This window comes from Shinella sp. Sh6 (assembly GCF_055392685.1).
On the sequence record NZ_AP044006.1, the window covers coordinates 232,973 to 246,655 of the forward strand.

The following is a 13,683-nucleotide window of genomic DNA, read 5'->3' on the forward strand; positions in this document are numbered from 1 at the left end:
TCGCCTGTTCCACCGCAGCGGCTTTACCGCCCGCCGCGCAGCGCCACGTAGATCGCCGGGATGACGAGCACCGTGAGCAGCGTGGAGGAGGCGAGGCCGAAGAGCAGCGAGATGGCAAGGCCCTGGAAGATCGGGTCGGCGAGGATGACCGCCGCGCCGATCATCGCGGCGAGCGCGGTCAGCAGGATCGGCTTGAAGCGGATCGCGCCGGCTTCGAGCAGCACATCGACCAGCGGCCGTTCCGGCCCGCCGGAATGGCGGATGAAGTCGACCAGCAGGATCGAGTTGCGCACGATGATGCCGGCAAGCGCGATGAAGCCGATCATCGACGTCGCCGTGAAGGGCGCGGCGAAGAGAAAGTGCCCGAGCATGATGCCGATGAAGGTGAGCGGAATCGGCGTCAGGATGACCAGCGGCAGGCGGAAGGAGCCGAACTGGGCGACCACGAGGATGTAGATGCCGAGGATCGCCACTAGGAAGGCCCCGCCCATGTCGCGGAACGTCACCCAGGTCACCTCCCACTCGCCGTCCCACAGCAGCGTCGGGCGTGTCTCGTCGTCCGGCTGGCCGTGCAGCGCGATTTCCGGCTTCGGAAGGTTGCCCCAGTCTGCCTTCTCGATGGCCTCGTTCACGGCGAGCATGCCGTAGATCGGCGCCTCGTAGGCACCGGCAAGCTCGGCCATGACCATCTCGGCCGCCCGGCCGTTGTGGCGGAAGATCGGATAGGACGCCGGCTGGCGGGAGACGGAGACCACGTCGCCGAGCTCCACGACGCTGCGCCCGCCCGGCAGCGCGTTCGCCGGGACGGGGGTCGTAAGCGTGCGCTCGTCGAGCACGCTTGCGCCCTTCGGCAAAGCGACACGGATCGGGATCGGCTGGCGCCCGCCGCCGCGATGCGAATAGCCGACGGTCGTGCCGCCGTAGAGCGCGCGCAGCGTGTCGTAGACGTCGGATTGCTCGACCCGGTAATATTCGAGATTGTCCTGGTCGATGGCGATGCGCAGGCGCTGCGGCTGGTTGTGATAGCTGTCGTCGACATCGACGATGAACGGCACGCTCCTGAAGGCTTCGCGCACCTTTCCGGCCACGGCCCGGCGCGTTCCGGCATCCGGCCCGTAGATCTCGGCGAGGAGCGTGCCGAGCACCGGCGGTCCCGGCGGCGGCTCGACGACCTTCGTCACCGTGCCCTGCGGCAGGGCGAGGCCTGCGAGGCGCTTGCGGATATCGAGCGCGATGGCGTGGCTTGCGCGTGCGCGCTCGCCCTTGGCGAGGAGATTGAGGACGATGTCGCCCTGCTGCGGCTCGGCGCGCAAGTAGTAGTGCCGCACCAGCCCGTTGAAATCGAAGGGGGCGGCGGTGCCGGCATAGGTCTGGAAGGACACGATCTCCGGCACGTCGCCAAGCCGTTCCACCATCTGCTGCAAGACCCGGTCCGTGTCCTCGACCGAAGCGCCCCTTGGCAGGTCGAGCACGACCTGAAGGTTCGCCTTGTTGTCGAAGGGCAGGAGCTTCACCGTGACGTTCCGGGTGTAGAGCAGCGTGAGCGAGGCAAGCGTCGCGACGCCGACGACCAGCAGGAAGGCCCAGGCGCGGGCCCGGCTTTTCAGGACCGGGCGGGCGACGGCGCTGTAGAGCCGGCCGAGACGCCCGCCGTCGGATGCCTCGGCGGCATGGCCGCCCGCGCCGTCCTTGCGCCCGAGCTTCATCATCAGCCAGGGCGTCAGCATGACGGCGACGAAGAAGGAGAACAGCATGGCGGCCGAGGCGTTGGCCGGGATCGGGCTCATGTAGGGGCCCATCATGCCGGAGACGAACAGCATGGGCAGCAGCGCGGCCACCACCGTCAGCGTCGCCACGATGGTGGGATTGCCGACCTCGGCGACCGCGTCGATCGTGGCCTCGGCCCGTGAACGGCCGTCGCGCATCGCCCAGTGCCGGGCGATGTTCTCGATGACCACGATGGCGTCGTCGACCAGGATGCCGATGGAGAAGATCAGGGCGAACAGGCTGACACGGTTCAGCGTATAGCCCATGATCCAGGAGGCAAAGAGCGTGAGCAGGATGGTGATGGGGATGACGACGGTCACCACCATCGCCTCGCGCCAGCCGATGGCGAAGGCCACAAGCGCAACGATGGAGACCGTGGCGAGTGCGAGGTGGAAGAGAAGCTCGTTGGCCTTCTCGTTGGCGGTCTCGCCGTAGTCGCGCGTGACCGTCATCTCGACGTCTTCAGGGAAGATCTGCCCGCGGACCTGCTCCAGCCGCCTGACGATGTCGTCGGCGATGACGACGGCGTTGGTGCCCGGGCGCTTTGCGACCGCCAGCGATACGGCCGGCGCGCGCTGCAATCCCTCCGGCGTGCGGCGGATGTCGGTGACCCGGCTTTCGGCCGGCGATGTCGCAAGCACGGTCCTCGCCACGTCGCGCACATAGACGGGCCGGCCGTCGCGCGCGGTGAGGAGGATGTTGCCGATCTCCGAGAGCTCCTGCAGCGTCCGGCCGGCGACGACCGCGCGCTGCTCGCCGGCTTCGCGCACCGTGCCGACGCGGAAGGAGCGGTTCGCGCCCTCGATCTTGGCCGCGAGTTGCTGGAGCGTGATGCCGTAGAGCGAGAGCCGTTCCGGATCGGGCTCGACCGAAAACTGCTCGGGCTGCTCGCCGACGAGATAGGTAAGGCCGATGTCGGGAAGCTTGGCGACCTCGACCTGCAGCTCGCGGGCAAGCCGCGTCAGGCCGTTCGCCGTCCATCGCTCGGCGCTCCCGGGGGATGGCCTCAGCGTCACGACGACGATCGCCACGTCGTCGATGCCGCGCCCGACGATCAGCGGTTCGGGGATGCCGACCGGGATGCGGTCCATGTTGGCGCGGATCTTCTCGTGCACCCTGAGGATCGCGGCGTCGGCGTTCGTGCCGACCTTGAAGCGCGCCGTCACCAGCGCGCCGTCGTCCTCGGTCTGGGAATAGACGTGCTCGACGCCGTCGATCCCCTTGACGATGGTCTCCAGCGGTTCCGTGACGAGCTTGACGGCGTCCTCGGCTCTGAGGCCGTTGGCGGCGATGCGGATGTCGACCATCGGCACGGAAATCTGCGGCTCCTCCTCGCGCGGCAGGGAGACGAGCGCGATGAGGCCGAGCGCGAATGCGGCAAGCAGGAAGAGCGGCGTCAGCGCGGAGGCGATGAAGGCGCGCGTGAGGCGCCCGGCAATGCCGGGACCGGGGATCGAAGGCTTCATGGCAGCACGATCCGGTCGCCGTCGCGAAGGCCGGTGAGGATCTCGATGCGCGGCGCACCGCCGTCCTCGAAGCGCTCGCCGGGGATGACGGCGACATCGGCCTCGCCCGATCCGTCGGCCAGCCGCACGTAGTCGATGCCGTGCAGCGTGCGCACCGCCTCCGGCGGAACGGCGAGCACCGAGCGCTTGCCGACCGGGATCGACACGAGGGTGCGCTCGTTGACGAAATAGTCGCCGATGCCGGCGACCTCCACGTCGGCGATCACGCGCCCGTCGACGATCTCGGGATAGACCTTGACGATGCGGCCGCGATGGGCCGGGGCGGCGCGGTCCGCCGCCTGCGTCAGGCCGCGCGCGCCGACCACGACGTCAGCGCCTTCCACGATCTCGGCGGCGTGGCGCTCGGGCAGCGACAGGCGCAGATAGTAGGGGCCGGGCGCGATGCGGGCGATCTCCTCGCCCGGCAGCACAACCGAGCCGGGCGTGACCGGCACGGTAAGCACGCGGCCGGTGGCGGGCGCGACGACCGTGCCCTCGCGCGCACTCTGCTCGATGACGGTGCGCTCGGCCTTCGCCGCCGCGACCTGGTTGGCGGCGACCTCGAACTGCATCTTCGCCTGGTCGAGGTTCGCCTGCGTGCCCGAGCCGCTTGCCCGGAGCTGTTGCGCCCGGTCGAGCTGGAGGCGGGCATTGTCGAGCTGGGAGCCGAGCGCGTCGATCCGCGCCCTTGCGGCGTCGAGCTGGAGGGCCAGCTTGTCGTCGACGATGACGGCGATGGTGTCGCCTTCCTTCACCTCGTCGCCCTGGCTGACGCTAAGTTCGCGCACCGTGCCGCCGATCCGCACGCGGGCGGGCACCACGATGCGGCTTTCGACCTGGCCGAACACGGCCTTCATGTCCGGGACGGTCGTCGCCCTGACGAGGAATTCGGCGGCGCCGGCATGGCCCGGCAAGGCCAGGCCCAGCGCGAGGATCGCCATGGAGGGACGCGGGGTCGGACGGTGCATGAAGGACTGCTCTCCTGCTATTTGAATGCGACGCCTGCCGGACAGCCGAGCTTGCGGAAGACGATTGCAGCCGGGCAGAAGCCGGTGAACGAGGCCTGGACCAGATTGAGGCCGACGAAGACGGTCAGCAGGTACCACCAGGGCGAGACATAGAAGCCGAGCGCCAGGGAAAGCAGGACCATGAAGCCGGCGAAGAGCAGCACGGCGCGATCGATCGTCATCTTGAATACTCCTTGCGTTGCGGACCGTGGATCATTCCGCGGTCTCGATGTGGATGTCCTTGAGCTTGCGGATGCCGAGCATGTCGAGCACGAGGTTCTCGTAGAAGGTCTCGGCCTTGCCCTGCCGGACCTTGCGCAGGAAGTACTTCTCGAAGCCGACCTTGGCGGCGTGCACCCATTTGCCCTGCGCGGACCAGTTGAGGTTGCGCGGCGGGATCTGCGGCTGGGCGACGAAAGCGATGCCCTCGTCGCCGAAATCGGCAAGGCAGACCGCGTTCCAGCTCGCAACGGCCCGCGGCGCCTCGCCCTTCAGGAGCGCGGCGATGTTCTCGGCGGTGGCCGTCACCATGGACTCGATCATGAAGCCGGTCTTCGGCACGCCGACGGCGAGCGGCGTCTTGCCGACGGGCGGGATGGCGACGCCGACGCCGATGGCGAAGACATTGGGGAAGGCCGGGTTGCGCTGGTATTTGTCGATGAGGATGAAGCCGCGCGGATTGGCAAGGCCCTCGATGCCGGCGACGGCCGGCACGCCGCGAAAGGCCGGCAGCATCATGGAGAAGGCGAAGGGCAGTTCGTGCGTCGCCTTGAGCGCGCCGGCCTCGTCCACCTCCTCGGCGGTCAGCATGCCGGGCTCGACCTTCGTCGTGCGGGCATTGGTGATCCATTTGATGTGGCGCTCGCGCAGCGCGCTTTCGAGCAGTCCCTTGGTGTCGCCGACGCCGTCGAGCCCGAGATGGCCGATATAGGGCTCGGGCGTGACGAAGGTCATCGGCACACGGTCGCGGATGCGGGCGTTGCGAAGGGCGGTGTCGAGGATGAAGGCGAACTCGTAGGCCGGGCCGTAGCAGGAGGCGCCCTGCACCGCGCCGACGACGATCGGCCCCGGCGCCTTGACGAGCGCATCGAAGGCGGCCTTCGCCCTGAGGGCATGGTCGACATGGCAGATGGACTGCGTGTGGGCCTCGGGGCCGAGGCCCGGCACTTCGTCGAAGGCGAGATCGGGGCCGGTGGCGAGGATGAGGTAATCGTAGTCGAGGCTGGAACCGTCGTTGAGCTCCAGGCGGTTTTCGCCGGGATGCACGCGGCGCGCGCCCTCGGGCCTCAGCGTGATGCCGTGTGCCTTCAGCACCGGGATGAGGTCGACCGAGATGTCCTCGGGCCGGCGCCAGCCGACCGCGACCCAGGGATTGGAGGGAACGAAGGAATAGGTCGAGCCGAGGTTGACGACGGTGAGGCGATCGTCACGACGGAGCTTGCGTTTCATCTCGTAGGCCATGATGATTCCGCCGAGGCCTGCACCGAGAACGACGATATGGGTCATGGCTTTCGCTCCGTTGTGATGGTGGCGTCTCCGCCCGTTTGCGGAGGAGGGGAGGCCACGCTGTTCAAGGGTTTCGAGACTGCATGGCTTGCATGTAACATTCAAGGATTATAAATTCAAGAACATGAATGTAGAAGAAATGATCCCGGCGGCGGAAATGGCCGCAGACCTGATGCGCAGCCTCTCGCACCCGCAGAGGCTGCTGGTCCTGTGCGCGCTCGTCGACGGCGAGCGCTCGGTCGCCGACCTGCGCCACGCGCTCGCCATCGAGCAGGTGCCGATGTCGCAGCAGCTCATGCGGCTGCGGGCGGACGGCCTTGTCGAGGCGCGCCGCGAAGGCACGACCGTCTACTACTCTATCGTCCGGCCGGAGGTTCGCGCCGTCGTGCAGGCCCTGCACGACGCCTTCTGCCCGCCGGGGCGCGGCAAGCGGCCGTAGACCGCGGGGCCGGAAGGGAAAGACCGTTCCCCGAATTGATCTTGCGCAAGGTGGACATAACTGCCTGCGGTTTATTCGTCTCACATCTTGCCGATGGGAGAATGCATCTTGCCCCAAGCGAACCGGGACTTCCGGCAACGTCATTCCAGCACGATCCTGGTCGCGGTCGCCGCCGGAGGGCTTTCGATCGGGCTCGCCCTGTCGTGGCAGGCCGTCCGGCATGCCGATCTCGTGTGGGCGGGCGCGACGCTGGTGATCCTTGCCAGCCTGCTCGTCCAGATCTTCGGCGCCCTGCGCAGGGGCGATGTCGGGCTCGATATCGTCGCCGCGCTGTCGATGTCCGCGGCGATCGCATTCGGCGAGCCGCTTGCCGGGAACGTCGTCGGCTTGATGTATGCCGGCGGCCAGCTGCTCGAGGCCTTTGCCGAAGGCCGTGCGCGCCGTGAGATGACGGCGCTGATGGGCCGCGCTCCGCGGTCCGCCATGCGCTATGCCGCAGCCGGGCTCGAGGAGATCGCGATCTCGCAGATACGGCCCGGCGACCGGCTGCTCATCCGGCAGGGCGAAGTGCTGCCGGTGGACGGGATCGTGTCCGGCACCGCGGCGGCGCTCGACATGGCTGCCCTGACGGGAGAGTCGATGCCGCGGCCTGTCCTGCCGGGCGCGGAGGCCCTGAGCGGTTCCGTCTGTGCGGGAGCGGCCTTCGATCTCGTTGCGAGCCGGTCCGCTGCCGAAAGCACCTACGCGGGGATCGTGCGTCTGGTCGAGGCCGCGCAGGCCGGCAAGGCGCCGATGGCCCGCATGGCCGACCGTTTTGCGATGGGCTTTCTGGTCGTGACGCTCGGCATTGCCGGCGCTGCCTGGTACTGGTCGGGGGATCCGGTCAGGGCGCTTGCCGTGCTCGTCGTCGCGACGCCCTGTCCTCTCATCCTTGCCGTTCCGGTCGCCATCATTTCCGGGATGTCGCGCGCGGCAAGGATCGGCGTTCTCGTCAAGAACGGCGGCATGCTCGAAATGCTGGCGCGTGTCCGCACGGCGGTTCTGGACAAGACCGGCACGCTGACCCACGGCCAGACCGCCGTGGTCGATATCGGGACGGCGCCGGGTTTCTCGCCGGATACGGTTCTGGCGGCCGCCGCGAGCCTCGATCAGGCGTCCGGACATGTCGTCGCCGCTGCGCTGGTCCAGGCGGCAGCGGCAAGGGGCCTGCCTCTTTCGGCGCCGAAAAGCGTGCGGGAAACGCCGGGCACGGGCATCGAGGGGTGCGTGGATGGAAGACAGGTCGTCGTCGGCGGAAGCCGCTTCGTGCAGCGGACCTCCGGCTGCGACGACCCGCATCTCCTGATATCGCCCGAAATGCGCGCCTCCATGACCGTTGCCGTCGCCATCGACGGCGCCTTGGCGGGCGTGATCGTTCTCAAGGACCAAATCCGCGTAGATGCGGTGTCGGTTCTCCGCGATCTCCGGGCGGCCGGCATCCGGAGGCTCGTTCTGGCATCGGGCGACCGTGCCGAGATCGCGCAGGCCGTTGGCGAGGCGCTCGGCATGGACGCCGTTCTCGCCGACCTGACGCCGCAAGCCAAGGTCGCCGCCGTCGAAAGCGAGGCGCGCGACGGTCCCGTGATGATGGTGGGCGACGGCATCAATGACGCGCCGGCGCTCGCGGCGGCCGATATCGGCGTCGCGATGGGCGCGCGCGGCACGGCATCGTCGTCGGAAGCCGCCGGCGTCGTGCTTCTCGTCGACGAGCTCGGCCCGCTGGCAAGAGCGATCGCGATCGCGCACCGGACGCGCCGGATCGCGCTTCAGAGCGTCTCCGTCGGCCTTGCGCTTTCGATCGGCGCGATGGTCGTGGCGGCCTTCGGATATCTCCAGCCGGTCGAGGGCGCGATTCTTCAGGAGATGATCGACGTGGCCGTGATCCTCAACGCCCTTCGCGCTCTTCGCTGACGTGAAGGCTCGGATGCCGATGGTCGCGCTCATGGCCGGCGAAGGTCCTTGCGGATGAGGACCAGGGTCGGGTCCTCGTCGTAGGGGACCGCGACGAAGCCCTGTTCGCGCTCCAGTTCGATGGCCTCGTGGTTCTCGCGGCTTTCGACCGATTCCAGGTATGCCGCGCCGCGGGCCTGCGCATAGCGCGCGACATGGCGCAGCATTTCCCAGGCGACGCCCTTGTGCTTGTCCTCGCGCCGCACGGAGATCGCCACTTCCGCTTTTTCCATGGACGGATCGAAGGCGACCATGGCCGTGGCGACCATCGTGCGGCCCTCACCGGCGAAGGCGAGGAAGTTCTCGGTCGTCCGGCGATCGACCCTCGTCATGGCGACAAGCCGCTCGTGGCTCACCTCGCGAACGCCGCCGAGGAAGCGGAAGCGCAGGTCCTCCGGCGCCACACGGGTGAAGAAGTCCGCCAGCGGCGCCTCGTCCTCGGGGCGGACCGGGCGGACGTGGAGCACGAGCCCGGTCCGGGTCGCCAGATCGCAGCTCCAGACGTCCGCGGCGGCGGGCGTGCCCGTTTCTTCCGCCGTCTTCGCCGAAAGCACCCCGGCGGCATCGGTCTCGATGATGACCTTCAGGGCCTGCGTGTTCGCGGCATTGGAGAAGGTCTCGTAGGCGTCGGCGATCCGATCGAGGGCGAAGCGGTGCGTGATCAGCTTCTTCGGGTCGATCTTGCCCGCCCGCACGGTCTTCAGGAGCATCGGTGTCGTGACGGTGTCCACCAGCCGCGTGGTGATGGCGACGTTCTGCGACCACAGCCGTTCCAGGTGCAGGTCGGCCTTGACGCCGTGCACGCCGATATTGGCGATGATGCCGCCCGGCGCGACGATCTCCTGGCAAAGCTCGAAGGTCGCGGGAATGCCGACCGCCTCGATCACGGTGTCGGCGCCCTTGCCCCCCGTCAACGCCAGCACCTGCCGCGCGACGTCCTTGCCGCCCGCGCCGATCGTCTTCGTCGCGCCGAAGCGCGTCGCCACGGAAAGCCGGTTTTCGTCGAGATCGACCATGACGATCTCGGCGGGGGAATAGAACTGCGCCGTCAGCAGCGCCGCAAGCCCGATCGGCCCGGCGCCGACGATGGCGACGGACCCGCCGGGCTGCACCTTGCCGTTCAGCACGCCGCATTCGAAGCCGGTGGGCAGGATGTCGCTCAGCATCACCAGCGCTTCCTCGTCGGCCCCTTCGGGGATCGGGTAGAGGCTGGTGTCGGCATGGGGGATGCGGACATATTCGGCCTGGGTGCCGTCGATCGTGTTGCCGAGGATCCAGCCGCCGGTCGTGCAGTGGGAATACATGCCGCGCCGGCAGTATTCGCACTTGCCGCAGGAAGAAATGCAGGAGATCAGCACGTGGTCGCCGTTGGTGAACTGCGTGACGCCCGCACCCGTCTCCTCGACGATGCCGACGCCCTCGTGGCCGAGGATGCGGCCGGGCGTGCAGGTCGGCACGTCGCCCTTGAGGATGTGCAGGTCGGTGCCGCAGATCGTGGTGCGCGTCACCCTGACGATGGCGTCCGTCGCCGCGGCGATGACCGGCATCGGCCGTTCCATGAGGGATTTGCGTCCCGGTCCTTCGTAGACGAGAGCCTTCATCGGATGTCTCCTTCGCGATCGGTTGCGGACGGCGGCGATTGTGCCTTTCCCGCCCGGACCGGGCTTTGACGCGGGTCAAAGCGATGCCCGCGGATCGGGCGCACACTCTGCGGAACGCTCGAACTCCGGGAGACGCGATCATGACTGCCGCAGATGTTCCTTCCGCATCCACAGCCCCCGCCTTCAAGACGAGGGAGACGAAGCTGCGCCTCGGCGCGCTGACGGCGCTCGTCATCGGCTCGATGGTCGGCTCCGGCGTCTTCAGCCTGCCGCAGAACATGGCGGCGGGCGCCGGGCCGCTCGCCATCATGATCGGCTGGGTCATCACCGCCGTCGGCATGCTGGCGCTGGTCTTCGTCTACCAGTCGCTGGCGACGCGAAAGCCCGACCTCGACGCCGGCCCCTATGCCTATGCCAAGGCCGGCTTCGGGCCGTTCGTCGGCTTCAACAGCGCCTGGGGCTACTGGATCAGCGCCTGGGTCGGCAACGTCTCCTATGCGGTCATCGTCTTCAGCGCGCTCTCCTACTTCTTCCCCGCCTTCGGCGACGGGAATACGTGGCAGGCGGTGCTCGGCGCCTCCGTGCTCCTCTGGGCGATCCACATCCTCATCATGGCCGGCGTGCGGCAGGCGGCGATCGTCAACCTGATCGTCACGATCGCCAAGATCGCGCCCATCGTCCTTTTCGTCGGCCTCGTCGCGGTCGCCTTCAAGGTCGACGTCTTCAACGCCGATTTCACCGGCCTCGGCAATGCCGGGCTCGGCTCGATCATGAACCAGGTGAAGAGCACCATGCTGGTGACGCTGTGGGTGTTCATCGGTATCGAGGGGGCGAGCGTCTTTTCCGCGCGCGCCGAGCGGCGCAAGGACATCGCTACGGCCACCGTGCTCGGCTTCTTCACCTGCCTTGCGCTCTATGCGCTGGTCTCGCTGCTCTCGCTCGGCATCCTGAACCAGCCGGCGCTGGCCGCGCTGAAAAACCCCTCCATGGCCGGCGTGCTGGAAGCGGTGGTCGGGCCGTGGGGTGCCGTGCTCATCAACCTGGCGCTCGTCGTCTCCGTCATCGGCGCCTTCCTGAGCTGGACGCTGCTCGCCGCCGAGGTGCCGCATGTCGCCGGCAAGGACGGGACCATGCCGAAATTCTTCGGCCACGAGACCGCGCGCGGCGTGCCGTCGACCTCGCTCCTCATCACCAACCTCCTGGTGCAGGCCTTCCTGGTCATCACGCTGTTTGCGCAGAGCACGTACCAGGCGCTGTTCTTCATCGCCTCGGCGGCGATCCTCGTGCCTTACATCTTCTCCGGCGCCTACGCGGCCAAGCTCGCGATGACCGGCGAAAGCTACGGCGCGGGTGAGAACCGCACCGGCCCCATGCTGCTCGGCCTGATCGCGACGGCCTACGGCCTCTGGCTCGTCTATGCGGCCGGGCTCTCCTACCTCTTCATGTGCGCCATCCTCTATGCGCCGGGCATCGTCTTCTTCGTCTGGGCGCGGCGCGAGAACGGCGAGCGCATTTTCCGTCCGGTGGAGGCGATCCTTGCGGCCGCGTTGGTGGCGGTGGGGCTCTATGCCGCCTACGCCATGTGGACCGGCACCGTCAGCGCCCTTTGAAACATTCCTCGAAAGGAACCGTCATGGCCGCTCTCGGCGCCCATTCCGAAGTCGGCCGGCTGCGCGAGGTGATCGTGCACCGGCCCGATCTCAGCCTCCGCCGCCTCACCCCCGACAATTGCAGGGCGCTGCTCTTCGACGACGTGCTGTGGGTCAAGCGCGCCCGGCAGGAGCACGACGTCTTCGTCGATGCGCTGCGCGAGCGGGGCGTCACCGTGCACCTCTTCGGCGAACTGCTGGCCGAGACCATGGCCCTGCCGGAGGCGCGCGACTGGCTGCTCGACCGGCGCGTCGATGCCTCGGTGGTCGGCTACGACATGGTGGGCGAGCTGCGCGGCTGGCTGGACGAAATGCCGGCCGGTGAGCTCGCGACGCTGCTGGTCGGCGGCATCGCCCGCGCCGAGCTTGCCTTCCAGCCGGCTGGGCTGACTGGCCGGACGCTGCTGCCGCAGGATTTCGTGCTGCCGCCGCTGCCGAACCAGCTCTTCATGCGCGACAGCTCCTGCTGGATCTATCGCTCGGTTTCCGTCAATGCCATGTACTGGCCCGCGCGCAAGCCGGAGGCGGCGAATGTGGAGGCGGTCTATCGCTTCCACCCGCGCTTCCGCGATGCCGGCCTTCCCTTCGTCTCGCCCGACAATCCCGGCCCCGGCGTGAGCCTGGAGGGCGGGGACGTCATGCCGGTCGGCGCCGGCGTCGTGCTGGTCGGCATGGGCGAGCGCACCACGCCGCAGGCGGTCGGCGGCCTGGCGCGCAGCCTGTTTTCGGCGGGGGAGGCGACCCGCGTCGTCGCCGCCCTGATGCCGCGCGACCGTTCCTTCATGCATCTCGATACCGTCTTCACCTTCTGCGACCGGGATCTGGCGACCATGTACCCGCCGGTCGTCGACCGGCTGCGCACCTTCTCGCTGCGCCCGGGCGAGGGCGAAGCCGCCGTCGACGTCGTCGAGGAGGAAAAACCCTTCGTCGAGGTGGTGAAGGAGGCGATGGGCCTTACGTCCCTGCGCGTCGTGTCGACCGGCGGCGACAGCTACGAGTCCGAGCGCGAGCAATGGGACGACGGCAACAACGTCGTTGCGGTCGAGCCGGGCGTGGTCATCGGCTACGACCGCAACGTCTACACCAACACGCTGCTGCGCCGCGCCGGCGTGGAGGTCATCACCGTGGAAGGCGCCGAGCTCAGCCGCGGGCGTGGCGGCGGCCATTGCATGACCTGCCCCATCGCCCGCGACCCGATCTGACCGAGGAGAGCCGACATGCCCGTCAACCTGCATGGCCGAAACGTGCTGACGCTGGACGATTTTACCGGCGCGGAGATCCGCTACCTGCTGCGCCTTGCCGCCGACCTCAAGACGGCCAAGCAGGCCGGCACGGAGGTGCCGCGCCTCGTGCGCAGGAACATCGCGCTGATCTTCGAGAAGGATTCGACGCGAACCCGCTCCGGCTTCGAGGTCGCGGCCTACGACCAGGGCGCGAACGTCACCTATATCGGCCCGTCCGGCAGCCATGTCGGCCACAAGGAATCGATGAAGGATACGGCGCGCGTGCTCGGGCGCATGTACGATGCCATCGAGTACCGCGGCTTCAGCCAGCACCAGGCGGACGTGCTGGCCGCCTATGCCGGCGTGCCGGTCTATAACGGGCTCACCGACGAGGCGCACCCGACCCAGGTCCTCGCCGACTTCATGACGATGCGCGAGTTCACGCACAAGCACTTGTCGGACATGACGCTCGTCTTCGTCGGCGAGGGGCGGGACAACGTGGCGATGTCGCTTGCCGTCGGCGCGGCGAAGGTCGGCATGGACATGCGCATCGCCTCGCCGCGTTCGCTCTGGCCGGAGCCGTCGTTCTGCGATCACGTCCGCGCGCTCGCGGAGGCGAGCGGCGGCCGCTTCCGGCTGGACGAGGACGTGACGGCTTCGGTGGAAGGGGCGGACTTCATCTATACCGACGTCTGGCTTTCCATGGGCGAGAAGGAGAGCGCCTGGGGCGAACGCATCGAGCTCCTGACGCCCTATCGCGTCACCCGCGCGCTGATGGCGGCCACCGGAAACCCCTATGCCAAGTTCATGCATTGCCTGCCGGCCTTCCACGACACGGAGACGGAGGTCGGGCAGGACATCGCACGCAGCTACGGCATCGACTGCATGGAGGTGACGGACGAGGTCTTCGAATCCGCCGCGTCGGTCGTCTTCGACCAGGCGGAGAACCGCATGCACACGATCAAGGCGATCCTCGTCGCCACCATCGGAGCCTGAG

10 protein-coding genes and 1 pseudogene are annotated in these 13,683 nt (G+C 68.2%); 5 read left to right on the plus strand and 6 right to left on the minus strand.

All coding sequences use genetic code 11. The features are described 5' to 3' along the window. Nucleotides 1-23 precede the first annotated feature (23 nt). Genes ACZ5TO_RS19400 through ACZ5TO_RS19415 form a run of 4 tightly spaced genes read right to left on the minus strand, consistent with a single transcriptional unit; the run spans nt 24 to nt 5,785 of the window. A complete protein-coding gene (locus ACZ5TO_RS19400; protein WP_464800876.1) occupies nt 24-3,233 on the minus strand; it encodes an efflux RND transporter permease subunit in 3,210 nt (1,069 codons plus the stop codon). Beyond that, entirely contained in the window at nt 3,230-4,240 is a 1,011-nt protein-coding gene (locus ACZ5TO_RS19405; RefSeq protein ID WP_464800877.1) for an efflux RND transporter periplasmic adaptor subunit, read from the minus strand. The genes ACZ5TO_RS19400 and ACZ5TO_RS19405 overlap by 4 nt, the downstream gene beginning before the upstream one ends. Nucleotides 4,241-4,257: 17 nt before the next feature. Next, nucleotides 4,258-4,461 carry a YgaP family membrane protein gene (locus ACZ5TO_RS19410; RefSeq protein WP_464800878.1) on the minus strand — a complete coding sequence of 68 codons (204 nt, stop codon included), beginning with the start codon at nt 4,459-4,461 and terminating at the stop codon, nt 4,258-4,260. A gap of 31 nt (nt 4,462-4,492) precedes the next feature. After that, nucleotides 4,493-5,785 (minus strand): NAD(P)/FAD-dependent oxidoreductase, encoded by a 1,293-nt coding sequence (locus tag ACZ5TO_RS19415; RefSeq protein ID WP_464800879.1) that lies wholly within the window; start codon nt 5,783-5,785, stop codon nt 4,493-4,495. 124 nt (nt 5,786-5,909) lie between these two features. Here ACZ5TO_RS19415 and ACZ5TO_RS19420 point away from each other — a divergent pair, with 124 nt between their 5' ends. After that, complete coding sequence (locus tag ACZ5TO_RS19420) at nt 5,910-6,224, plus strand: ArsR/SmtB family transcription factor (protein WP_464800880.1); 315 nt, start codon at nt 5,910-5,912, stop codon at nt 6,222-6,224. A 108-nt stretch (nt 6,225-6,332) separates the two neighbouring features. Then, nucleotides 6,333-8,174, plus strand: a complete 1,842-nt coding sequence (locus tag ACZ5TO_RS19425) for a heavy metal translocating P-type ATPase (RefSeq protein ID WP_464800881.1) — start codon at nt 6,333-6,335, stop codon at nt 8,172-8,174. 29 nt (nt 8,175-8,203) lie between these two features. On the opposite strand, the gene ACZ5TO_RS19430 is transcribed toward ACZ5TO_RS19425, so the two are convergent. Beyond that, entirely contained in the window at nt 8,204-8,545 is a 342-nt protein-coding gene (locus tag ACZ5TO_RS19430; protein WP_464800998.1) for a GNAT family N-acetyltransferase, read from the minus strand. Nucleotides 8,546-8,782: 237 nt separating this feature from the next. After that, nucleotides 8,783-9,814 (minus strand): annotated as a pseudogene (locus ACZ5TO_RS19435) (zinc-dependent alcohol dehydrogenase family protein); the annotation flags it as partial. 140 nt (nt 9,815-9,954) lie between these two features. Between ACZ5TO_RS19435 and arcD the strand changes: the two are divergent. The 3 genes from arcD to argF are packed head-to-tail and all read left to right on the plus strand — an operon-like array spanning nt 9,955 to nt 13,682. Continuing rightward, on the plus strand, nt 9,955-11,424 hold the full coding sequence (arcD, locus tag ACZ5TO_RS19440) for an arginine-ornithine antiporter (RefSeq protein ID WP_464800882.1): 1,470 nt from the start codon (nt 9,955-9,957) through the stop codon (nt 11,422-11,424). A 23-nt stretch (nt 11,425-11,447) separates the two neighbouring features. Further along, the gene (locus ACZ5TO_RS19445) at nt 11,448-12,665 is read left to right on the plus strand and encodes an arginine deiminase (RefSeq protein WP_464800883.1); all 1,218 of its coding nucleotides are present in this window, start codon (nt 11,448-11,450) and stop codon (nt 12,663-12,665) included. Between the two features lie 15 nt (nt 12,666-12,680). Further along, nucleotides 12,681-13,682, plus strand: coding sequence for an ornithine carbamoyltransferase (argF, locus tag ACZ5TO_RS19450; RefSeq protein WP_184141173.1), 1,002 nt, complete (start codon nt 12,681-12,683; stop codon nt 13,680-13,682). Nucleotide 13,683 lies beyond the last annotated feature (1 nt).

What these genes read in the sequence shown, in the direction of transcription:
- ACZ5TO_RS19420 (WP_464800880.1), top strand. Translation starts at nt 5,910, where the DNA reads ATGAATGTAGAAGAAATGATCCCGGCGGCGGAAATGGCCGCAGACCTG.
- ACZ5TO_RS19410 (WP_464800878.1), bottom strand. Translation starts at nt 4,461, where the DNA reads ATGACGATCGATCGCGCCGTGCTGCTCTTCGCCGGCTTCATGGTCCTG.
- argF (WP_184141173.1), top strand. Translation starts at nt 12,681, where the DNA reads ATGCCCGTCAACCTGCATGGCCGAAACGTGCTGACGCTGGACGATTTT.
- ACZ5TO_RS19415 (WP_464800879.1), bottom strand. Translation starts at nt 5,785, where the DNA reads ATGACCCATATCGTCGTTCTCGGTGCAGGCCTCGGCGGAATCATCATG.
- ACZ5TO_RS19430 (WP_464800998.1), bottom strand. Translation starts at nt 8,545, where the DNA reads ATGACGAGGGTCGATCGCCGGACGACCGAGAACTTCCTCGCCTTCGCC.
- ACZ5TO_RS19445 (WP_464800883.1), top strand. Translation starts at nt 11,448, where the DNA reads ATGGCCGCTCTCGGCGCCCATTCCGAAGTCGGCCGGCTGCGCGAGGTG.
- ACZ5TO_RS19400 (WP_464800876.1), bottom strand. Translation starts at nt 3,233, where the DNA reads ATGAAGCCTTCGATCCCCGGTCCCGGCATTGCCGGGCGCCTCACGCGC.
- arcD (WP_464800882.1), top strand. Translation starts at nt 9,955, where the DNA reads ATGACTGCCGCAGATGTTCCTTCCGCATCCACAGCCCCCGCCTTCAAG.
- ACZ5TO_RS19405 (WP_464800877.1), bottom strand. Translation starts at nt 4,240, where the DNA reads ATGCACCGTCCGACCCCGCGTCCCTCCATGGCGATCCTCGCGCTGGGC.